Below are 21,180 nucleotides of genomic sequence, written 5' to 3'. Positions count from 1 at the left end.
GACCCATGGAATACCTTTTAGAACTAGCTGCAAGCCCCACCGCCTGGGTCGCCCTGGCCACGTTGATCGTGATGGAGATCGTGCTCGGCATCGATAACCTGATCTTCATCTCGATCCTCACCAACAAGCTGCCCGAGCAGCATCGGCAGAAAGCACGCCGCATCGGTATTGGCATGGCGCTGATCCTGCGACTGGGCCTGCTGAGCACCATCGCCTTTATCGTCCAGTTGACTGAGCCGGTGATCGATATTCTCGGCCACGCGTTCTCCTGGAAGGACATGATCCTGATTGCCGGTGGCCTGTTCCTGTTGTGGAAGGCGACTACCGAGATCCATCACAGCATGGACCCGGCACCGGATGATCCGATGTCGGCGACCTCGACCGTGACCTTGGGCTTTGCTGCTGCGATCGGTCAGATCCTGATGCTGGACATGGTGTTCTCCATCGACAGCATCATCACCGCTGTCGGCATGACCGAGCATTTGCCGATCATGATTATCGCCGTGGTGGTGTCGGTGCTGGTGATGTTGCTGGCGGCTGACCCTCTGGCCAAGTTCATCAACGACAACCCGACCGTGGTGATGCTGGCGCTGGGCTTCCTGATCATGATCGGCATGACGCTGATCGCTGAAGGTTTCGGTGCTCATGTGCCTAAGGGCTACGTCTATGCGGCCATGGCCTTCTCGGCGACCATCGAGGGCTTGAACATGATGTCGCGTCGGGCCAAGCAGAAGAAAATAGCGGCTGAAGCTTAACCCGCAAGAACGAAACGGCCGCCTGCGCTCGAAAGAGCCCAGGCGGCCGTTTTTATTTGCGAATCCGAAAGGATCAGTGCGCGGTTGCGTGACGTACCGGTGGTTTATCAGTGTTCGCCACAGGCGACGATTGAGCGGGGTGGTGATGGTGCCGACGGGTGATCCGCAAAACGCCCCACAGCATGGCGGCGGCCACGGCCAGCCAGCCGGAAATCAACATCACGATTGTCATTGTCAGGCTCATCAGTGCCTCCTCTTTGCCCTGCCTCGGGCGCACACTCTTCGCAAATGACAGTCTAGTCGCTGCTGTGTTTCAGGCTATTGACCAAAGGTCGGCTGTCATCAACCCGTTCGCTCTATCGAATGCGTTCAACTGTGGGTTAAGGCTATACCGGCGTCGCGTGGCGTCCTATGATCGACGGCCAAGCCGGGAGCGTGTTGCCTGGCGTCTGAACAAGAGAGTGATGATCGTGCGGGTATTTTCTCGAATTCGAACGGCGGCGCTGATTGTCGGCTGCGTTGCAGGTTTGGCAGGATGCGCGGGGAGTGTGGCACCGGAGATCAAGCGGCTGCCGGAACGTGTCGAACTCAGCGGCACGTTCTACCGTGGCCAGGACTATCAGAGCGGACCACAGGTACTGGCCAGCATGCTGGCACAGCAGGGCGTCGTGATTACGCCCGGGCTGCTTGAAAAACCCCTGCACTTGCCGGGCGCAGAAGCTCAGTTGCAGCAGAACATGCAAAACCTTGCTCGTGAGTACGGGATGGTGGTGTATCCCCTCGACAGCCATTTGCCAGCGCTGTTGACCCAGGTTGCAGCCGGCTATCCGGTGATGGTGCGCTTCACTGAAGGCACGGCGCTCTGGGCTGAACCGCGTTACGCCATTCTCGCCGGTTACAATCGCCAGAAGCAGACGGTGTTGCTGCGCGCCGGCATGAATCGCCGGAATTTGATGAGCTTCAGTTCGTTTGAGTCCTCTTTCAAGGATGCCGGCGGCTGGGCCGTATTGATTCAGAAGCCCAATCAGATACCTGCCAACGTCGATCAGCAGCGCTGGCTGAAGGCGGCGAGCGATCTTGGCCAGGCCGGTCAGGAACAGGCCGCTGCACGTGCGAAGAAGGCGCTGACCGCTCAGTAAGCTCCGTTCGTCATCTGCATGGCACCGCCGTGCATGCTTGGCCTCTGATGTGTAAGGCCCGGATTTCTCCGGGCCACATCCAGGGAGGCGCCCATGGCACATTCAAATACCCCCTCCGGCCCGCATTCGTCTGAGCATTCTTCGGGCAATGAGTTGGGTTTCGATCCCGATTCGCCGGACCTTGCCGATCCTCAGGTCGATCCCATCGGTCCTGCCAAGGCGCCCCGAGATATCAAGCCGGGCGAGGAGGGCAAGACTCCAGCGAAGCCTTACGACCCACTCGCTGATCTGAAACCCTAGCCTCTGGTGAGGTGCGTATGTCTACTGATTCTAGTTTCAACGACAAACGTCCGGACAGTGTCCCCACAACGCCCGAAGAGGGCATTGATCCGGTGATGGATCCGAATGATCCGCTAAGGGATCCTTTGGCGCGTCCGATGGTGGTGCCCACGGAGCATCCCCATGGCATGAAAGATCCAAGCGCTGGGGATGGCATTCCCGATGATGATCAAATGCCTTTGCCCAACGATTAATGCCAGACGAAAAAAGCCCCGAATAATCGGGGCTTTGTTTTTGCAGTCGCTGACTTACTTTGAAGCTTCGACAACACCGCTCTGACGGTGCTTGAGGTTCTTGTCCGACTTGTACTGCAAGGCTACCGACGGCACGTCTGCGCCTTTGCCGGTTTCCACCCAGCTGCGAATGCGGGTGGCATCGGCAAAATGCGTGTACTTGCCGAAGGCGTCGAGGATCACCAGCGCCACCTGGCGATTGCCCATGCTGGTCACCAATACCAGGCAGTGACCGGCTTCGTTGGTGAACCCGGTCTTGGTCAGCTTGATGTCCCAGTTCGGCTTGCGGACCAAATGATCGGTGTTGCGGAAACCCAGGCTGTAGTTGGGTTTGCGGAACGTGACGGTTTTTTCCTTGGTGGTGCTCAACTCGGTCAACAACGGGTATTTGTGGGCGGCGATCAGCAATTTACTCAGGTCACGGGCCGTGGAGACGTTTCGAGGGGAGAGGCCCGTCGGCTCGACGAAGTGGGTGCTGGTCATGCCCAATGCCTTGGCCTTGGCGTTCATCGCAGCAATGAATGCGACGTAGCCACCCGGATAGTGATGGGCCAGGCTCGCGGCGGCACGGTTTTCCGAGGACATCAAGGCGATCAACAGCATTTCCCTGCGCGGCAATTCGCTTTTGAGTTTCACCCGGGAAAACACGCCTTTCATTTCTGGCGTGTCGCTGATGTTGATATTGATGTACTCGTCCATGTTCTGCCTGGCTTCGACCACAACCAGACCGGTCATCAATTTGCTGACCGAGGCGATAGGGACAACGACATCGGGGTTGCTGGCATAAATGACTTTGTTGGTCTGCATATCCAGCAGCAAAGAGCTGCCGGAAGCGAGCTTGAGCTGTTTCGTGTCTCGGGGTGCCGCGGTGGTTTCAGCGGCATTGACCGTTGGCGTGATTAACGTCCCTGTAAATGCAAAAAATAGGCTCAGGATGGAAAGACGGATTTTCACGCTGGCAGACTCATAAGGTGTTGATAAGCCGTTATGTAACGGGCTATTTCGTAAAAGCGCGACATTCTGGAGTATGGCTGAATAACTGTCGATGGTTGTTCAGGGAGGGGGTGAAAGTCCTTGGAAACGTGAAAAAAAAGTCATTTTCCGGCGGATGGTCGATCTTTTACTTCAGACAAAAAGAACCCCGCCATTGGCGGGGTTCTTTTGTTCATCGCTAATGTCGAAGCGGGCACTCAGCTGTGCAGTGTTTCTGCCGCGTACAGCGTGTTTTCCAGCAGGCAGGCACGCGTCATCGGGCCGACACCACCCGGTACCGGCGTGATCCAGCCGGCGCGGGGCAGGGCGGTTTCGTAGATCACGTCACCGACCAGTTTGCCGTCTTCCTGGCGATTGATGCCGACGTCGATCACGATCGCGCCTTCCTTGATCCACTCACCTTTGACCAGGCCCGGCTTGCCGGCGGCGACGACGACCAGGTCGGCACGGCCGACGTGGCCGGCCAGATCCTTGGTGAAGCGGTGGGTGACGGTCACGGTGCAACCGGCGAGCAGCAATTCCATCGCCATCGGGCGGCCAACAATGTTGGAGGCTCCGACGACCACGGCGTCCATCCCGTAAAGGTCGGCACCGGTGCTTTCCAGCAGGGTCATGATGCCTTTCGGGGTGCACGGACGCAGCAACGGGATGCGCTGGGCCAGGCGGCCGACGTTATAAGGGTGGAAACCGTCGACGTCTTTGTCTGGACGAATGCGCTCCAGCAATTTGGAGGCGTCCAGGTGTTCAGGTAAAGGAAGCTGAAGCAGAACGCCGTCAATTGCCGGGTCGTCGTTCAGGCGATCGATCAGATCGGTCAGTGCTTCTTGAGTGGTTTCGGAAGGCAGGTCGTAGGCTTGGGAAATGAAGCCGACCTCTTCACAGTCTTTACGCTTGTGCGAGACATAAACCTGAGAGGCAGGATCGCTGCCGACCAGGATCACCGCGAGGCCCGGTGTGCGCAGGCCTTGCTCGCGACGCTCGGTGACTCGTTTGGCGATCTGCTGGCGCAGGCTGGCGGCGATCGATTTGCCGTCGATTAGTTGTGCAGTCATTGCGCGTGATTAACCATCGAGAGGGGAAAAAAAGAGAACGCATTCTCGCATGTCATGAGGTGAGGGCAAAGGCGCTTGGTCAGCAAATTCCTCTAAGCCCTTTAATTAAATGAATTTTTTATAAAAAGGATTTGACGACCTTCGGGGCGCTCTATACTATTCGTCGCACTTGTCGGGCACAGCCTAGCACTGGATGAGAAGGTCAAGCGGAATTACGGTTCTGCGAGACTGGAAAGCTCTTAGTTTGTAGTCCTCCAAGAGTACAGATTAATAAGGCGCCCGTAGCTCAGCTGGATAGAGCATCCGCCTTCTAAGCGGATGGTCGCAGGTTCGAGTCCTGCCGGGTGCGCCATTAGGCAGCTTTGGCACAAGTAGCGCAATATGGTGGGCGTAGCTCAGTTGGTAGAGCACGGGATTGTGACTCCCGTTGTCGAGGGTTCGATCCCCTTCGTCCACCCCATATTTCGAAAGGCGCCAGATTAACAGTCTGGCGCCTTTGCTTTAACAGCTTCAAACGCGGATGTGGTGGAATTGGTAGACACACTGGATTTAGGTTCCAGCGCCGCAAGGTGTAAGAGTTCGAGTCTCTTCATCCGCACCAAATAAAGCTTCACTCAAGCCGGTTGGCCTGGTTGGGGCGCAGCGAGGGAGTTGATTGGCTTCTTTGCAAGGCAATATGGTGGGCGTAGCTCAGTTGGTAGAGCACGGGATTGTGACTCCCGTTGTCGAGGGTTCGATCCCCTTCGTCCACCCCATATTTCGAGAGGCGCCAGATTTAACAGTCTGGCGCCTTTTTTGTTTTAGCGATTCGAGTGTAAAGCGGCTGCATGTCCTGGGTCGCAGGGGTGGGGTGTTTCGTCGTATTTATGTTTCTCGATGATGCCGCGCCGCCCGCCGGCCTTGCTCGCAAGACCGGCTGTCAGGGAGATGATTGGCAACTTCTTCTATATATAGAAGGATGGGTGCAGAGCCCTGGCGTGACTGGCTGTATTTGCTAACAGGGCGAGGCACAACCGTTTTGTCCCCGCCTATAAATTGCCTGCTGCTTTTTTACCCGTTTTCAGTAGGGTGACTTCTTGAGTTTGACCCACTAGAATGCATGCCCTTGATTCTGGGGTCGGAAACGGCCGGCTAACGTCTGTGCAACGAGGAATATCCATGCAAGTTTCTGTTGAAAATACTTCTGCTCTTGAGCGCCGCATGAGCATCACCGTGCCGGCTGAGCGCATCGAGACTCAGGTCAACAAGCGTCTGCAGCAGACTGCCCAAAAGGCCAAGATTGCTGGCTTCCGTCCAGGCAAAGTGCCAATGAGCGAAATCAAGCGCCGTTTCGGTGCTGATGCGCGTCAGGAAGCTGTAGGCGATGTGATCCAGTCTTCGTTCTACGAAGCTGTTGTCGAGCAAAAGCTGAACCCGGCTGGCGCCCCTTCGATCGAGCCTAAATCGATGGAAGCTGGCAAAGATCTGGAATACGTTGCAGTTTTCGAAGTGTTCCCTGAGTTCACCGTTGCTGGCTTCGACGGCATCACCGTAGAGCGCCTGAGCGCTGACGTGGCTGACGCCGATCTGGACAAGATGCTGGACGTGCTGCGCAAGCAGAACACCCGTTTCGAAGTGGCCGATCGCGCTGCTCAGAACGATGATCAGTTGAACATCGATTTCGTTGGCAAGGTTGACGGTGAAGTGTTCGCTGGCGGTTCTGCCAAAGGTACTCAGCTGGTGCTGGGTTCCGGCCGCATGATCCCTGGTTTCGAAGACGGTCTGGTTGGCGCTAAAGCCGGCGAAGAACGCGTTCTGAACCTGACCTTCCCAGAGGACTATCAGAACCTCGACCTGGCTGGCAAAACCGCTGAGTTCACCGTGACCGTGAACACTGTTTCCGAGCCAAAACTGCCAGAGCTGAACGAAGAATTCTTCGCTCAATTCGGCATCAAGGAATCGGGCCTGGAAGGCTTCCGCACCGAAGTTCGCAAGAACATGGAGCGCGAGCTGCGTCAGGCGATCAAATCCAAGGTCAAGAATCAGGTAATGGACGGTCTGCTGGCCACCAACCCGATCGAAGTGCCTAAGGCGCTGCTGTCCAACGAAGTTGACCGTCTGCGCGTGCAGGCTGTTCAGCAATTCGGCGGCAACATCAAGCCTGACCAACTGCCGGCCGAGCTGTTCGAAGAACAAGCCAAGCGCCGCGTTGTGCTGGGTCTGATCGTGGCTGAAGTGGTCAAGCAATTCGACCTCAAGCCTGACGAAGCCCGCGTTCGTGAAATGATTCAGGAAATGGCTTCGGCCTACCAAGAGCCTGAGCAGGTTGTGTCCTGGTACTACAAGAACGACCAGCAACTGAACGAAGTTCGTTCGGTTGTGCTGGAAGAACAAGTTGTGGATACTGTTCTGCAGAAAGCTAGCGTGACCGACAAATCGGTCTCTTACGAAGAAGCAGTCAAGCCGGTAGAAGCTCCACAAGCCGACTGATCGTTTTTGCGGTAAGAAGCACACACCATAAGCCAGCCTTCGTGCTGGCTTATGCGTATTCAAGACATAACTATTTGGGAGTGACTGCAGAGCATGTTCCGTAATTCGTATATTCAGCAGAACTCTGATATCCAGGCCGCTGGCGGCCTGGTCCCGATGGTTGTCGAGCAGTCTGCTCGTGGCGAGCGCGCCTATGACATCTACTCGCGCCTTCTCAAGGAGCGAGTGATTTTTCTGGTTGGCCCGGTAGAGGACTACATGGCCAACCTGATTTGTGCGCAACTGCTGTTCCTTGAAGCGGAAAACCCGGACAAGGACATCCATCTCTATATCAACTCCCCGGGCGGTTCGGTGACAGCGGGCATGTCGATCTACGACACCATGCAGTTCATCAAACCCAACGTATCGACCACCTGTATCGGTCAGGCCTGCAGCATGGGCGCCTTTCTTCTGACGGCCGGTGCCGCCGGCAAGCGATATTGCCTGCCGAATTCGCGCGTGATGATTCACCAGCCACTGGGCGGTTTCCAGGGCCAGGCTTCGGATATCGAAATCCATGCCAAGGAAATCCTCTTCATTCGTGAGCGGCTCAACACGCTGATGGCCAAGCACAGCGGCCACACTCTTGAAGAAATCGAGCGCGACACCAATCGCGATAACTTCATGAGTGCAGAGGCCGCGCGTGAGTACGGGTTGATCGATGAAGTGATCGCCCAGCGCCCAGCTTAAAATAAGCAGCTCAAAATAGGCTTGGTCGGCTGGTCTGATCACTAGCGGGCTTGAAAAAGCCCGCAATAGCCTTCATCTTGTGTTGCAAGCCTATCGGATTTGGATCGAACGAATGACTGACACCCGCAACGGCGAGGACAACGGCAAGCTGCTCTATTGCTCCTTCTGTGGCAAAAGCCAGCATGAAGTACGCAAATTGATTGCCGGCCCCTCGGTCTTTATCTGCGACGAGTGCGTCGACCTGTGCAACGACATCATCCGTGAGGAGGTGCAGGAAGCCCAGGCCGAAAGCAGCGCGCATAAATTGCCTTCGCCTAAAGAAATCAGCGGCATCCTTGATCAGTACGTGATTGGTCAGGAGCGTGCAAAAAAGGTTCTGGCCGTAGCGGTGTACAACCACTACAAGCGTCTGAACCAGCGTGACAAAAAGAATGACGACGTCGAACTTGGCAAAAGCAACATCTTGCTGATCGGCCCGACAGGCTCGGGTAAAACCCTGCTTGCCGAAACACTGGCCCGCTTGCTGAACGTTCCGTTCACCATCGCCGATGCAACCACCCTCACCGAGGCGGGTTACGTGGGTGAGGATGTCGAGAACATCATTCAGAAGCTGCTGCAGAAGTGCGATTACGACGTAGAAAAAGCCCAGATGGGCATTGTCTACATCGATGAGATCGACAAGATCTCGCGCAAATCTGACAACCCGTCGATCACCCGAGACGTTTCCGGTGAAGGCGTGCAGCAGGCCCTGCTCAAGTTGATCGAAGGCACGGTCGCTTCCGTTCCGCCGCAAGGTGGTCGCAAGCATCCGCAGCAGGAATTCCTTCAGGTTGACACCCGTAACATCCTGTTCATCTGCGGTGGTGCGTTCTCCGGTCTGGAAAAGGTTATTCAAAACCGTTCCACCAAGGGCGGCATCGGTTTCAACGCGGAAGTGCGCAGTAAGGAAGAAGGCAAGAAGGTTGGTGAATCCCTGCGTGAAGTCGAGCCTGACGATCTGGTCAAGTTCGGTCTGATCCCGGAGTTCGTCGGTCGTCTGCCGGTCCTTGCCACGCTGGACGAGCTTGATGAAGCTGCGTTGATGCAGATTCTCACCGAGCCGAAAAATGCACTGACCAAGCAGTATGCCAAGCTGTTCGAGATGGAAGGTGTGGACCTGGAATTCCGGGCCGACGCGCTGAAATCGGTCGCCAAACGTGCCCTGGAACGCAAGACCGGTGCCCGTGGACTGCGTTCGATTCTCGAAGGTGTATTGCTCGACACGATGTATGAAATCCCCTCGCAGTCCGAGGTGAGTAAAGTAGTGATCGATGAAAGTGTTATAGAAGGCAAGTCCAAGCCACTGTATATCTACGAAAACAGTGAGCCGGCTGCCAAGGCTGCGCCAGACGCTTAAGCGTCAGGCAGCTGGAATAAAGAAGGGGCCTTCGGGCCCCTTTTCTTTTAAAGCGTTTTTAACACCCTCTTTGCGCTTGTTTTTTTTCAAAGCAGCCCCCATCTTGGTTTCAAGCTTACTTCCATCTGTTTACGGCCATATGGCCGCCGTAGAGGCGAAATCATGAAGACAACCATCGAATTGCCTCTCCTGCCATTGCGTGATGTTGTGGTTTATCCGCACATGGTTATCCCGCTGTTCGTGGGGCGCGAGAAATCCATCGAAGCCCTCGAGGCTGCGATGACGGGCGACAAGCAGATTCTTCTGCTGGCTCAGAGAAACCCTGCTGACGATGATCCCGGTGAAGATGCACTTTATCGCGTAGGTACAATTGCTACCGTTCTGCAGCTGCTCAAGCTGCCTGACGGCACGGTCAAGGTTCTGGTCGAAGGCGAGCAGCGGGGCGCCGTGGAGCGCTTCATCGAAGTGGACGGCCACTGCCGTGCCGAAGTCTCGCTGATCGACGAAGTCGACGCGCCTGAGCGCGAGTCGGAAGTGTTTGTCCGCAGCCTGCTGGCTCAGTTCGAACAATATGTGCAGCTGGGCAAGAAAGTCCCGGCGGAAGTCCTCTCGTCGCTCAACAGCATCGACGAGCCAGGTCGCCTGGTCGACACCATGGCTGCGCACATGGCCCTGAAGATCGAACAGAAGCAGGAAATCCTCGAAATCATCGATTTGTCGGCCCGGGTCGAGCACGTTCTGGCGTTGCTGGATGCCGAGATCGATCTGCTGCAAGTCGAAAAACGCATTCGCGGTCGCGTCAAGAAACAAATGGAGCGCAGCCAACGCGAGTACTACCTGAATGAGCAGATGAAGGCCATTCAGAAAGAGCTCGGCGACAGTGACGAAGGCCACAACGAAATCGAAGAGCTGAAAAAGCGCATCGATGCTGCCGGCCTGCCGAAAGATGCCTTGGCCAAAGCCCAGGGTGAACTGAACAAGTTGAAACAAATGTCGCCAATGTCCGCGGAAGCGACGGTGGTGCGTTCGTACATCGACTGGCTGGTTCAGGTGCCGTGGAAGGCCCAGAGCAAAGTGCGCCTGGACCTTGCGCGCGCAGAAGACATTCTCGATGCAGACCACTACGGTCTGGAAGAAGTCAAAGAGCGGATCCTCGAATACCTCGCGGTGCAAAAACGCGTGAAGAAAATTCGCGGTCCGGTGTTGTGCCTGGTCGGTCCTCCAGGGGTGGGTAAAACCTCGCTGGCAGAGTCGATCGCTCACGCCACCAACCGCAAATTCGTCCGTATGGCCCTCGGTGGCGTGCGTGACGAAGCGGAAATCCGTGGTCATCGCCGGACTTACATCGGTTCGATGCCAGGAAGATTGATTCAAAAGATGACAAAGGTGGGCGTCCGCAACCCGCTGTTCCTGCTCGATGAAATCGACAAAATGGGCAGCGACATGCGTGGCGATCCGGCGTCGGCGTTGCTGGAAGTGCTCGATCCCGAGCAGAACCACAACTTCAACGATCACTATCTGGAAGTCGACTACGACCTGTCCGATGTGATGTTCCTTTGCACCTCGAACTCCATGAACATTCCGCCGGCGCTGCTCGACCGGATGGAAGTGATTCGTCTGCCGGGCTACACCGAAGACGAGAAGATCAACATCGCCGTCAAATACCTTTCGCCCAAGCAGATTACGGCCAACGGCTTGAAGAAAGGCGAGCTGGAATTCGACGCCGAAGCGATCCGCGACATCATCCGCTACTACACCCGCGAAGCCGGTGTGCGTGGGCTGGAGCGCCAGATTGCCAAGGTTTGCCGTAAGACGGTCAAAGAGCACGCACTGGAAAAACGCTTCTCGGTGAAGGTCACTGCCGAGATGCTGGAACACTTCCTGGGTGTGCGCAAATTCCGCTACGGTCTGGCCGAATCGCAGGATCAGATCGGCCAGGTGACCGGGTTGGCCTGGACCCAGGTGGGTGGCGAATTGCTGACCATCGAAGCGGCTGTTGTGCCGGGTAAAGGCCAGTTGATCAAGACCGGTTCGCTGGGTGATGTGATGGTCGAATCGATCACTGCCGCGCTAACCGTTGTGCGCAGCCGTGCGAAGAGCCTGGGGATCCCCCTGGACTTCCACGAGAAGCGCGATACGCACATCCACATGCCGGAAGGGGCGACCCCGAAAGACGGCCCTAGCGCCGGCGTAGGCATGTGCACGGCCCTGGTGTCGGCATTGACCGGGATTCCAGTGCGTGCGGATGTCGCCATGACAGGCGAAATCACCCTGCGTGGCCAGGTGTTGGCAATTGGTGGTTTGAAGGAAAAACTGCTGGCTGCACACCGTGGAGGAATCAAGACCGTGATCATTCCTGAAGAGAACGTGCGCGATCTGAAGGAAATTCCTGACAATATCAAGCAAGATCTGCAGATTAAACCGGTTAAATGGATTGACGAGGTCCTGCAAATTGCGCTGCAATACGCGCCGGAACCGCTGCCTGATGTGGTTCCAGAGATAGTAGCAAAGGATGAAAAACGCGAGTCTGACTCTAAGGAAAGAATTAGCACGCATTAGTACGCATTTGCCTGAGTGGCTTGTTGACAGCTTTTTAGAGCCCTTGTTATAAAGCGGCTCTTAAGTGTCTGTAGGCCATTCAGCACTCGTTTTTGCTTTCACCAAAAAACTTAGAATCATACTCAAATAGATATAAGGGGACTTAGAGTGAACAAGTCGGAACTGATTGATGCTATCGCTGCATCCGCTGATATCCCGAAAGCTGCTGCTGGCCGTGCGCTGGACGCTGTAATCGAATCCGTCACTGGCGCTCTCAAGGCTGGCGACTCTGTTGTTCTGGTTGGTTTCGGTACCTTCTCCGTTACCGATCGTCCAGCTCGCATTGGTCGTAACCCACAGACCGGTAAGACGCTGGAAATCGCAGCAGCCAAAAAACCAGGTTTCAAAGCCGGCAAAGCACTGAAAGAAGCTGTCAACTAAGTTCGTTTCAGGTTTTTGCCTATCCGGGTCGGGGTCATGCCTGACCTGGCAGCGGAGCGGTAGTCCAGTCGGCAAGTTGCCGGTCCGAGACACCGAGGGTCGCAAGTTCGAACCCTTGGTCCGCTCCGCCAGTTACGAGAAGGCGCATCCTCGGATGCGCCTTTCTTCTATCCGGATTCTACCCACGCTCCACGGTTGCCTAATTTTGAAGTTCAACCGTTTCTGGGGGACGCATGCTGCAGAATATCAGGGACAATTCACAAGGCTGGATTGCCAAGACCATTATCGGGGTCATCGTTGCACTGATGGCTTTGACCGGTTTCGACGCCATTTTTCAGGCCACTACCAGTCGTAATGATGCGGCCAAGGTCAACGGCGAAGAAATCAGCCAGAACGAGCTGAGCCAGGCGGTCGATATGCAACGCCGTCAGCTCATGCAACAGCTGGGCAAGGATTTCGACGCTTCCTTGCTCGACGAAAAAATGCTGCGCGAATCGGCTCTCAAAGGCTTGATCGACCGCAAACTGCTGCTGCAAGGCGCAGAAGAATCGAAATTCGCTTTCTCCGAAGCGGCCTTGGACCAAGTGATCCTGCAAACGCCTGAATTCCAGGTGGAAGGCAAGTTCAGTCCTGAGCGCTTCGATCAGGTGATTCGTCAACTCGGCTACAGCCGCATGCAATTCCGCCAGATGCTGGCTCAGGAAATGCTGATCGGTCAGCTGCGCGCTGGCCTGGCGGGTAGCGGTTTCGTCACCGACGCACAGGTTCTGGCATTCGCCCGTCTGGAAAAACAGACCCGCGATTTCGCTTCCCTGAACGTCAAGGTTGACCCGGCAGCGGTGAAGCTGACCGACGATGAGGTCAAGGCCTATTACGACGAACACGCCAAGGAATTCATGACGCCGGATCAGGTTGTCATCGATTACCTGGAATTGAAGAAGTCTTCCTTCTTTGATCAGGTCGCCGTCAAGGACGAAGACCTGCAAGCGGCGTATCAGAAAGAAATCGCGAACCTGTCCGAGCAACGCCGGGCTGCGCACATTCTGATCGAAGTGAACGATAAAGTGACCGAAGCGCAAGCCAAGGCCAAGATCGAAGAAGTTCAGGCACGTCTGGCCAAAGGCGAGAAGTTCGAGGCACTGGCCAAGGAATTCTCCCAGGATCCGGGTTCGGCGAACAACGGTGGTGACTTGGGCTACGCAGGCCCTGGCGTCTACGACCCAGCATTCGAAACCGCGCTATATGTGTTGGCCAAGGATCAAGTGTCGGCACCGGTTCGCACTGACTTCGGTTTCCACCTGATCAAACTGTTGGGCGTTGAAGCACCGGAAGTGCCGACGCTTGCCAGCCTGAAAGACAAGCTGACCCGCGAGCTGAAAACCCAGCAGGTCGAGCAGCGTTTCGTCGAGGCGACCAAGCAACTGGAAGACTCCTCGTTTGAGTCCTCCGATCTGGCTCAGCCGGCGCAGGACCTGAAGCTGACTGTCCACACCTCCAAGCCGTTCGGCCGCGAGGGTGGCGAAGGTGTGTCGGCTAACCGTGCCGTGATCACCGCGGCGTTCAGTCCTGAAGTGCTGGATGAAGGTGCCAACAGCACCGCCATCGAGCTGGACCCGGAAACCGTGATCGTGCTGCGCGCCAAGGAACACTTGAAGCCTGCGCAACTGCCGCTGGAAAGCGTCAATGCCAGCATTCGTGCGCAGTTGGCCAAGGAGCACGCCAGTGCTACCGCCAAGACCAAGGCTGATGAGTTGATCGCCAGCCTGCGCGATGGCAAGACCCCGCTGAACAAGGCGATCGACGGTCAGAACTGGAAAGTGACTGAAGCGGCTACTCGCGCTCAGGAAGGGATTGACCCAACCGTGCTACAAGCGCTGTTCCGCATGCCAAAACCTGTCGCCAAGGACAAGCCGACTTTCAGCAGCGTGACCCTGGCCGATGGTAGCCTGGTGATCGTGCGCCTGAACGGCGTGAACGAAGCCGCCGCGCCGACCGAAGAGGAGAAGGCCCAGTACCGTCGCTTCCTCGCCTCGCGCATTGGCCAGCAAGACTTTGCCGCTTACCGCAAACAGCTGGAAAGCCAGGCCGAGATCAAGCGTTTCTGATGCTTGATTGAATTGCCCGTTCCATAAAGACCCCGGCCGAAAGGCCGGGGTTTTTTATGCGTGCGATTCGGGATTGGAAGCTCCCACAGGGGACATTTGATCGGGGCCCGTGCGGGACTTTTTCCCGTAACTGACAGTCAGTAGACTTGTAAATGTTTTAAGACACTAATCGATGCTCCGCTAAGCATCGATCTGTTGCACAATACGCCCCGGACCGTTTTCCTCAGGATGTTCAATGTTTAAATCAATTCCCATGCGTGTTGCCGGGCTGGCGCTGTTGCTGGCCGTTGCTGCCGGTTGCTCGTCGAAGAAAGCCCCCATCTATGAGCATGAGAACTTCGATGACTCCGGGACGTTTTCGCGCAATTACCCGGTGACCGATGCGCAGACCTGCGAAGCCGCCCGTCGGGCGTTGCTCAGCCAGGGCTATATCATCACCAGCGCCGACCCGAAACTGGTCAGCGGACACAAGAGCTTCCAGCAGACCGGCGAGACCCACATGGAGATCAGCTTCAGTGTGGTCTGTGCCGATGATGGCAGCGAAGGGCATCATGCGACCATGTTCGCCAACGCTCTGCAGGACCGTTATGCACTGAAGAAAACCAATAACTCCGCCAGTGTGGGTGTGGGCGTGTTGGGTTCGGTGTCGATGCCGATCGGTTCCTCCGACGATTCGATGGTCAAGGTTGCCAGCGAAACCGTCTCGTCGGCCAAGTTCTACGAGCGTTTCTTTGCGCTGGTGGAGCTGTTCCTGCCGCCGGAAGCGAAAAAGGCTGCACACATCCCCGAGAAACCCAAGACCGACCTGGGCATGCCTGAAGCCAAGGCTGCTCCGGCGCCTTTAGCCCCAACGCCGGCACCTGCTGCGGAGCCCGCGCCCGCGCCTGTGGTTGAACCTGCTCCAGCCCCCGCTGCCTCGGAGCCAGTCGCACCACCGCCTGAAACAGCGCCGATCACCCCGGTTGAAAACCCGGAACCGGCTCCGTCCCCGGAAACCGTTACGCCACCGCCGCAATCAAGCCTGCCGCCACCGAGCGAGCCTATTTCGGCCATGCCTGGCACCAGCCAGTAATCGATATACATTTCGGGACCTTGTCAGACGACACCGTTCCCGAAATGGCTTTTGGATTGATCCGCGTCAACCAGGCTGCAGTCCTGCAGCCTCTATCGAAAAAATCCTGTGATAAATTCCTGACCGCCTGCTACGTTTTATAAGTAGCCGCTGAACGGCGTGCCTGCGTCATTTTTCTTTCACGCGGGCACTTTATGCTCGGGGCGCTGGTCATTTATTCAGGCATTTTTTAAACGAGCGGTAGGGGGATTTCACGATGGACGAGTATCAAGAAGAGCTGCTCGAGTATCAGGCGTTTGAACTGGACCCATTGGAGCCATCAGAAGACGCTACAGAGCTGTAAGCCTTATGCGGATTGGCGATGGCTGCGGCGAAACTCGCCGGGGGTCTGGCCGTTCCAGCGTTTGAAGGCGCGTTGGAACGCTTCGGCTGAGGCAAAACCCAGCAGGTAGGCGATTTCACCGAACGCCAGTTCCGTGTCACGAATGTAAGTCATGGCCAGGTCGCGGCGCGTGTCATTGAGAATGGCGCGAAATTGCGTACCTTCTTCGGCGAGTTTGCGACGCAAGGTCCAGGTCGGCAGCTTCAGGCGTGCCGCCACTTCTTCCAGGTCGGGTTCCCGGCCACCATTGAGCAATGGCCCCAGCAACTGAGTGATGCGTTCACGCAGGCTGCGGGTGCGTGTCAGTTGCTCCAGTTCCCGTTCACAGAGTTGCAGCAAGTGTCGCCAGGTACTCGGGCAGTGCTCCGGGTTGCGCTGGGCGAGGCTGGCCAGACTCAGGCGCAGTTGATTCTGTTCGGCGCCGAACTGAATCGGACAATCGCCCAGCGCGGCATACGCGTCACGGTAATCGGGTTCGGCAAATTCAATCTCGATTCGTTCGGCGCGAAGCGGGGTAGGGCTCACGCTGGACAATTGTTGCAGCCACCCGGCGATGATCGAATCCACCACGAAGCGGTTGTAGGCGTTGTAAGGGCTGATGGAATAGAACCGCAGCCACGCGCCCTGAGCGTCTTCATGAAAGCTCGATTGACCTCGGTAGTTGGAGCCATACAAGGCTTCAAAACGAATCAGGCAGCGCGCCGCCTCCCTGACCGTCGGCGCTTGGGCTGCGGTGACTCCGGCCAGACCGGCCTGACTCAGTCGACTGAGCTGGCCCATGCGCAAACCCAGCGCCGGGTCGTCGGTCAGTTGAATGGCTCCGTGGCCCAGGCGCATGTAGCGCGGGATCGACAACCTGGCCCCCGCTTCGGCCAGGCGCGCGGCATCGAGGCCGTATTGCTCAAGCAACGGTTGCGGGTCCACACCGTGGCTGCGCACGGCGTCGGCCAGGCTATGAACAAAGCCCACCGACAGATCCCCAAGGCGCATCGGCAGCGGTTTCAAGGGTTACAACCAGAGGTTCAGCAAACGCGCGCCACGGGCATTGCCGTCGGCGAACTGCTGCCCGTTGTTGCTGAGAAAACTTTGGCCTGCGCTGCCCTTGTCCCAGAACTGACCGCGCAGGAACACGCTCATGCCGGCAATGGCCTGGCTGCTGGGCGGCTGGCCGGTCAGTGTCAGGCGATGCCAGGCCTGGCCTTCACTGAGTTCACCGGTCTTGAGGCTGACGGAGCTGGGCGTCGACAGCCCCTTGTAACCCCGCCACGGTTTGTCCCAGGTGTCGCGGCCGACGACATACGCGGGAACAGCCACCAAGTGGGCGCCCTGAGCGTCGAGTTTGCGGTAGTTGTCCGGGTACCAGCTGTCGCTGCCGATCAGTACGCCCAAGCGTCCGGCCGGTGTGTCGACAACGTTGAGCGTATGCGCGCCATTGGCCTTGATGACGTCATGGTCAGCAAAGACCGGATGCATCTGGCGTTGCGGCTGGCCGATCGGCACACCGTCGCGACCGAACACCACGCTGCTGTTGTACAACGCACCGCGGCCGACTTTCAGCGTGCCGTCGACGATGCTCGGTTCGGGCAACACGATAGTGCCGGCCACCAGGGTCACGTTGAACGCCTTCGCCAGCCCACCGAACAGTGCCTGATAATCCTTGGCCATGCCTTTGGCCTTCATCCGCAAGTGAGCGTCGTCGAGACGACTGTCGCCCTTGGCGCTGATCAACGCACGGACGAACTGCACAGGATTGCTCACCGCCAGCCAGTTCATGGCTTCCTCGAGTGTGGTCGCCTGGTACAGCTCATCTTTCTCGCCGCTGACCATCAGCCAGGTGCCGATATGTTCGGGCAACACGACGATGGTCTTTTCATTGAGCAAGCCCTGGTCCTGGGCCTGCTGCAAATAGGCGGCGAGCTTGCGGTGCAGGCGTTCGGGGCTTTGATAGTCGGTGGGAAACAGCTCGGGCTGGATCCCCAGCAGATTGCCACGATCGGCGGGCGTGCCTTGATCGACCGCGAGATGGATGCGCAGGTCCGACAGGTAATGACCCACCGGACGGTCCGCGGCCCACATGGCGTAGGTCGTGAGGGCGGCAATCAATGCCATGGAGAAAGTCAGGTACAGAAGTTTGCGCATGGAAAACAGTCGACAGCCGTGTGCAGGGTTCGCGCTTAGGGTAGGGCCCATGCCCGCGCTTGCCAAGGGGCGCTGCACATTTGGATCAATAAGTTGTCAGTTTCGGTCATTGAGTGACAGGGTCGCGACTCTTAGTCTGTCCAACATGACTGACGGGGGCCGAAGAGCTCCTGCATATTTTCCGTGATCGCTCGATGTGGAGTTACAAATGGCCGCCGCTCATTACCCGCACCTGTTGGCCCCGCTGGACCTGGGTTTTACCACGCTGCGCAACCGCACCCTGATGGGGTCGATGCACACCGGTCTTGAGGAAAAGCCCGGCGGTTTCGAACGCATGGCGGCGTACTTCGCCGAGCGTGCTCGCGGCGGTGTCGGCCTGATGGTCACTGGCGGCATTGGCCCGAACGATGAGGGTGGGGTGTACTCCGGCGCGGCCAAACTGACCACCGAGGAAGAAGCGCTCAAGCACCAGATCGTCACCCGCGCGGTGCACGAGGCGGGCGGCAAGATCTGCATGCAGATCCTCCACGCCGGTCGTTATGCCTACAGCCCGAAACAGGTCGCGCCGAGTGCCATTCAGGCGCCTATCAACCCGTTCAAGCCAAAAGAGCTGGACGAGGAAGGCATCGAGAAGCAGATCAGCGATTTCGTCACCTGCTCGAGCCTGGCACAAAAAGCCGAGTACGACGGCGTCGAGATCATGGGCTCGGAAGGTTATTTCATTAACCAGTTCCTCGCCGCCCACACCAACCATCGCACCGACCGTTGGGGTGGCAGCTACGAAAACCGTATGCGCCTGCCGGTGGAAATCGTCCGCCGTGTACGCGAAGCGGTCGGCCCGAACTTCATCATCATCTTCCGCCTGTCGATGCTCGATCTGGTGGAAGGCGGCAGCAGCTGGGAAGAAATCGTGACCCTGGCCAAAGCCATCGAGCAGGCCGGCGCGACCATTATCAACACCGGCATCGGCTGGCACGAAGCGCGGATCCCGACCATCGCCACCAAGGTGCCGCGTGCGGCGTTCAGCAAAGTCACGGCCAAGCTGCGTGGTTCGGTGAGCATTCCGCTGATCACCACCAACCGCATCAACACCCCGGAAGTGGCCGAGCAGATTCTGGCCGAAGGCGATGCCGATATGGTGTCCATGGCGCGGCCTTTCCTCGCCGACCCGGACTTCGTCAACAAGGCGGCCGCTGGCCGTGGCGATGAAATCAACACCTGCATCGGTTGCAACCAGGCGTGCCTGGATCACACCTTCGGCGGCAAGTTGACCAGCTGCCTGGTGAACCCGCGTGCTTGCCATGAAACCGAGCTCAACTACCTGCCGGTGCAGCAAATCAAGAAAATCGCGGTGGTCGGTGCCGGTCCTGCGGGCCTGTCCGCGGCCACTGTGGCGGCCGAGCGCGGTCACTCGGTGACGCTGTTTGATTCGGCCAGCGAGATTGGCGGCCAGTTCAACATTGCCAAGCGTGTACCGGGTAAGGAAGAGTTCTTCGAAACCCTGCGCTATTTCAACCGCAAACTGCAAACCACCAACGTCGAGGTGTGCCTGAATACCCGTGTCGATGTGGCGAAGCTGGTTGAGGGCGGTTACGACGAAATCATCCTGGCCACCGGCATCGCCCCGAGAACCCCGGCGATTCCTGGCGTTGAGAACGCCAAGGTGCTGAGCTACCTGGACGTGATCCTGGAGCGTAAACCGGTGGGCAAGCGTGTGGCGGTGATTGGCGCGGGCGGGATCGGTTTTGACGTGTCGGAATTCCTGGTTCACCAAGGCGTGGCCACCAGTCTGGACCGCGACGCGTTCTGGAAGGAGTGGGGCATCGACACGCATCTTGAAGCGCGCGGCGGTGTTGCCGGCATCAAGGCTGAGCCACATGCACCGGCGCGTGAGGTGTTCCTGCTGCAACGCAAGAAATCCAAAGTCGGCGACGGCCTGGGCAAGACCACGGGCTGGATTCACCGTACCGGTTTGAAGAACAAACAAGTGCAGATGCTCAACAGCGTCGAGTACCTGAAGATCGACGACGAAGGCCTGCACATCCGCATCGGCGAAACCGGTGAGCCGCAGGTGCTGCCGGTGGACAACATCGTGATCTGCGCCGGGCAGGATCCGCTGCGTGAATTGCAGGAGGGTCTGGTGGCAGCGGGGCAGAACGTGCATTTGATTGGTGGCGCGGACGTGGCGGCGGAGCTGGATGCCAAGCGCGCGATCAACCAGGGTTCGCGTCTGGCGGCTGAGTTGTAAGCAACTCAATCCCTGTGGCGAGGGAGCTTGCTCCCGTTGGAGTCCGAAGGACTCCCTCTATCAGCGATCGTGGTGTGTCAGGTTAATCACTGTCGCCAGTTTTGCGGCCGCTGCGCAGCCGAGCGGGAGCAAGCTCCTTCGCCACACATTGGCTGCTAAGATGCCGGCTCTTTACCCGAGAGCCGTCATCGATGCTTCTCCCTCCCAACGACTGGTTACCCCAGGCACCGCTCCAGCCCCTGCACCTCGACTGGCTCACCGCCGCCGGCATCGAAGTCGCCATCCTGCGTCTCGACCAGATCGACCCACTGATCAGCGGCAACAAGTGGTTCAAACTCATCGAACATCTCAACGCCGCTGACCAGATTGGTGCCCAAGGCATCATCAGCCTCGGCGGTGCGCATTCCAATCATCTGCATGCACTGGCAGCCGCCGGCAAACGCTTCGGTTTCACCACCATCGGCCTGCTGCGTGGTCATCCGCAAGAAACGCCAACGGTGAAGGACTTGCAAGCATTCGGCATGCAGTTGCACTGGTTGGGTTATGGCGGATACCGCGCGCGACATGACGCGGATTTCTGGCAGCCATGGCAGGCGCAATATCCCGACCTGTATCCGGTGCCCGAAGGTGGCGGCGGTCTGCGGGGGGCGCGGGGTTGCAGGCAGTTGAAGGCGATGGTCCTCGATCGACTGGGCGACCTGGGCTGGAGTGATTACGACGGTTGGTGGCTGGCCTGCGGAACCGGTACAACCCTGGCCGGTCTGGCGCTTGCGGAGGCGGGCGAACACCCGGTGTATGGCGCGCTTGCGGTGCCCGACGATCATGGTGTGGCGCAGCAGGTTGGATCGATTGTCCGAGAGGCGGGTGTGCAGGGAGTGGCCTATGAATTGTTCGACGCCAGCCGAGGTGGCTTTGCCAAAGTCGATCCGCCGCTGCTCAGTTTCATCGATCAGATCGAACAGGCTTCGGGCACTCCCCTCGAACCGCTTTACACCGGCAAGGCGCTGCTGATGCTCAAGCAGCAGGTCGAGGCTGGAACATTTGAAAAGGGCACACGCCTGATCTTTGTCCACACCGGTGGCTTGCAAGGCCGCCGGGGTTTCAACTCAAAAACCTGAAGCACTCATCGCCCCCTCGCCACAGGGATCAG

Annotated in this window: 16 protein-coding genes, 5 tRNA genes and 1 pseudogene; 18 read left to right on the top strand and 4 right to left on the bottom strand. The window is 57.8% G+C overall.

Going from position 1 to position 21,180, the window contains the following annotated elements:
- Positions 1-5 precede the first annotated feature (5 nt).
- From ACA068_RS19280 to ACA068_RS19265, 4 genes and pseudogenes are all read left to right on the top strand, one after another.
- Positions 6-755: a TerC family protein gene (locus tag ACA068_RS19280; protein WP_010458689.1), complete on the top strand. Its 750-nt coding sequence runs from the start codon at positions 6-8 to the stop codon at positions 753-755.
- A 411-nt stretch (positions 756-1,166) separates the two neighbouring features.
- Positions 1,167-1,894 (top strand): annotated as a pseudogene (locus tag ACA068_RS19275) (cysteine peptidase family C39 domain-containing protein).
- A gap of 93 nt (positions 1,895-1,987) precedes the next feature.
- The gene (locus ACA068_RS19270) at positions 1,988-2,194 is read left to right on the top strand and encodes a DUF6021 family protein (protein ID WP_497303998.1); all 207 of its coding nucleotides are present in this window, start codon (positions 1,988-1,990) and stop codon (positions 2,192-2,194) included.
- 17 nt (positions 2,195-2,211) lie between these two features.
- On the top strand, positions 2,212-2,427 hold the full coding sequence (locus tag ACA068_RS19265) for a hypothetical protein (RefSeq protein WP_403104733.1): 216 nt from the start codon (positions 2,212-2,214) through the stop codon (positions 2,425-2,427).
- 54 nt (positions 2,428-2,481) lie between these two features.
- Here ACA068_RS19265 and pbpG read toward each other — a convergent pair whose 3' ends face one another.
- Both pbpG and folD read right to left on the bottom strand, forming a co-directional pair.
- Complete coding sequence (pbpG, locus tag ACA068_RS19260; RefSeq protein WP_497303997.1) at positions 2,482-3,420, bottom strand: D-alanyl-D-alanine endopeptidase; 939 nt, start codon at positions 3,418-3,420, stop codon at positions 2,482-2,484.
- Between the two features lie 236 nt (positions 3,421-3,656).
- Positions 3,657-4,511, bottom strand: coding sequence for a bifunctional methylenetetrahydrofolate dehydrogenase/methenyltetrahydrofolate cyclohydrolase FolD (folD, locus tag ACA068_RS19255; RefSeq protein WP_403104728.1), 855 nt, complete (start codon positions 4,509-4,511; stop codon positions 3,657-3,659).
- Positions 4,512-4,786: 275 nt separating this feature from the next.
- Between folD and ACA068_RS19250 the strand changes: the two genes are divergently transcribed.
- The 12 genes from ACA068_RS19250 (at position 4,787) to ACA068_RS19195 (ending at position 15,261) form a co-directional block, all read left to right on the top strand.
- Positions 4,787-4,863: transfer RNA gene (locus ACA068_RS19250), tRNA-Arg, on the top strand.
- A gap of 32 nt (positions 4,864-4,895) precedes the next feature.
- Positions 4,896-4,971: transfer RNA gene (locus ACA068_RS19245), tRNA-His, on the top strand.
- 56 nt (positions 4,972-5,027) lie between these two features.
- Positions 5,028-5,112, top strand: a tRNA-Leu gene (locus tag ACA068_RS19240).
- Between the two features lie 78 nt (positions 5,113-5,190).
- A tRNA-His gene (locus ACA068_RS19235) sits at positions 5,191-5,266 on the top strand.
- 403 nt (positions 5,267-5,669) lie between these two features.
- Positions 5,670-6,980 (top strand): trigger factor, encoded by a 1,311-nt coding sequence (gene tig / locus ACA068_RS19230; RefSeq protein ID WP_497294841.1) that lies wholly within the window; start codon positions 5,670-5,672, stop codon positions 6,978-6,980.
- 93 nt (positions 6,981-7,073) lie between these two features.
- On the top strand, positions 7,074-7,709 hold the full coding sequence (gene clpP, locus ACA068_RS19225; RefSeq protein WP_095167796.1) for an ATP-dependent Clp endopeptidase proteolytic subunit ClpP: 636 nt from the start codon (positions 7,074-7,076) through the stop codon (positions 7,707-7,709).
- A 112-nt stretch (positions 7,710-7,821) separates the two neighbouring features.
- A complete protein-coding gene (gene clpX, locus ACA068_RS19220) occupies positions 7,822-9,105 on the top strand; it encodes an ATP-dependent Clp protease ATP-binding subunit ClpX (protein WP_007946893.1) in 1,284 nt (427 codons plus the stop codon).
- 162 nt (positions 9,106-9,267) lie between these two features.
- Positions 9,268-11,664 (top strand): endopeptidase La, encoded by a 2,397-nt coding sequence (lon, locus tag ACA068_RS19215; RefSeq protein WP_497303995.1) that lies wholly within the window; start codon positions 9,268-9,270, stop codon positions 11,662-11,664.
- Positions 11,665-11,811: 147 nt separating this feature from the next.
- Complete coding sequence (locus tag ACA068_RS19210; RefSeq protein ID WP_002552737.1) at positions 11,812-12,084, top strand: HU family DNA-binding protein; 273 nt, start codon at positions 11,812-11,814, stop codon at positions 12,082-12,084.
- 53 nt (positions 12,085-12,137) lie between these two features.
- A tRNA-Leu gene (locus ACA068_RS19205) sits at positions 12,138-12,215 on the top strand.
- A gap of 102 nt (positions 12,216-12,317) precedes the next feature.
- Positions 12,318-14,189, top strand: a complete 1,872-nt coding sequence (locus ACA068_RS19200; protein WP_497303993.1) for a SurA N-terminal domain-containing protein — start codon at positions 12,318-12,320, stop codon at positions 14,187-14,189.
- A 235-nt stretch (positions 14,190-14,424) separates the two neighbouring features.
- Positions 14,425-15,261: a DUF2242 domain-containing protein gene (locus tag ACA068_RS19195; protein ID WP_497303992.1), complete on the top strand. Its 837-nt coding sequence runs from the start codon at positions 14,425-14,427 to the stop codon at positions 15,259-15,261.
- A gap of 346 nt (positions 15,262-15,607) precedes the next feature.
- Here ACA068_RS19195 and ACA068_RS19190 read toward each other — a convergent pair whose 3' ends face one another.
- Together ACA068_RS19190 and ACA068_RS19185 are read right to left on the bottom strand one after the other, a co-directional pair.
- Positions 15,608-16,648 (bottom strand): AraC family transcriptional regulator, encoded by a 1,041-nt coding sequence (locus ACA068_RS19190; protein ID WP_497303990.1) that lies wholly within the window; start codon positions 16,646-16,648, stop codon positions 15,608-15,610.
- Between the two features lie 3 nt (positions 16,649-16,651).
- Entirely contained in the window at positions 16,652-17,782 is a 1,131-nt protein-coding gene (locus ACA068_RS19185; RefSeq protein ID WP_497303988.1) for a nitrilase-related carbon-nitrogen hydrolase, read from the bottom strand.
- 208 nt (positions 17,783-17,990) lie between these two features.
- Here ACA068_RS19185 and ACA068_RS19180 point away from each other — a divergent pair, with 208 nt between their 5' ends.
- Together ACA068_RS19180 and ACA068_RS19175 are read left to right on the top strand one after the other, a co-directional pair.
- A complete protein-coding gene (locus ACA068_RS19180; protein WP_497303987.1) occupies positions 17,991-20,030 on the top strand; it encodes an oxidoreductase in 2,040 nt (679 codons plus the stop codon).
- A gap of 191 nt (positions 20,031-20,221) precedes the next feature.
- The gene (locus tag ACA068_RS19175; protein WP_497303985.1) at positions 20,222-21,148 is read left to right on the top strand and encodes a 1-aminocyclopropane-1-carboxylate deaminase/D-cysteine desulfhydrase; all 927 of its coding nucleotides are present in this window, start codon (positions 20,222-20,224) and stop codon (positions 21,146-21,148) included.
- The last annotated feature ends 32 nt before the right edge of the window (positions 21,149-21,180 follow it).

The organism is Pseudomonas sp. LBUM1660 (genome assembly GCF_059695935.1).
The sequence above is the reverse complement of the archived record's forward strand: the minus strand, read 5'-3'. Positions and strand labels throughout refer to the sequence as shown.

Coding starts and splice junctions, on each gene's coding strand:
- clpX (WP_007946893.1), top strand. CDS start 7,822: ATGACTGACACCCGCAACGGCGAGGACAACGGCAAGCTGCTCTATTGC.
- folD (WP_403104728.1), bottom strand. CDS start 4,511: ATGACTGCACAACTAATCGACGGCAAATCGATCGCCGCCAGCCTGCGC.
- ACA068_RS19280 (WP_010458689.1), top strand. CDS start 6: ATGGAATACCTTTTAGAACTAGCTGCAAGCCCCACCGCCTGGGTCGCC.
- ACA068_RS19200 (WP_497303993.1), top strand. CDS start 12,318: ATGCTGCAGAATATCAGGGACAATTCACAAGGCTGGATTGCCAAGACC.
- tig (WP_497294841.1), top strand. CDS start 5,670: ATGCAAGTTTCTGTTGAAAATACTTCTGCTCTTGAGCGCCGCATGAGC.
- ACA068_RS19270 (WP_497303998.1), top strand. CDS start 1,988: ATGGCACATTCAAATACCCCCTCCGGCCCGCATTCGTCTGAGCATTCT.
- ACA068_RS19195 (WP_497303992.1), top strand. CDS start 14,425: ATGTTTAAATCAATTCCCATGCGTGTTGCCGGGCTGGCGCTGTTGCTG.
- ACA068_RS19185 (WP_497303988.1), bottom strand. CDS start 17,782: ATGCGCAAACTTCTGTACCTGACTTTCTCCATGGCATTGATTGCCGCC.
- ACA068_RS19265 (WP_403104733.1), top strand. CDS start 2,212: ATGTCTACTGATTCTAGTTTCAACGACAAACGTCCGGACAGTGTCCCC.
- ACA068_RS19175 (WP_497303985.1), top strand. CDS start 20,222: ATGCTTCTCCCTCCCAACGACTGGTTACCCCAGGCACCGCTCCAGCCC.
- ACA068_RS19180 (WP_497303987.1), top strand. CDS start 17,991: ATGGCCGCCGCTCATTACCCGCACCTGTTGGCCCCGCTGGACCTGGGT.
- clpP (WP_095167796.1), top strand. CDS start 7,074: ATGTTCCGTAATTCGTATATTCAGCAGAACTCTGATATCCAGGCCGCT.
- lon (WP_497303995.1), top strand. CDS start 9,268: ATGAAGACAACCATCGAATTGCCTCTCCTGCCATTGCGTGATGTTGTG.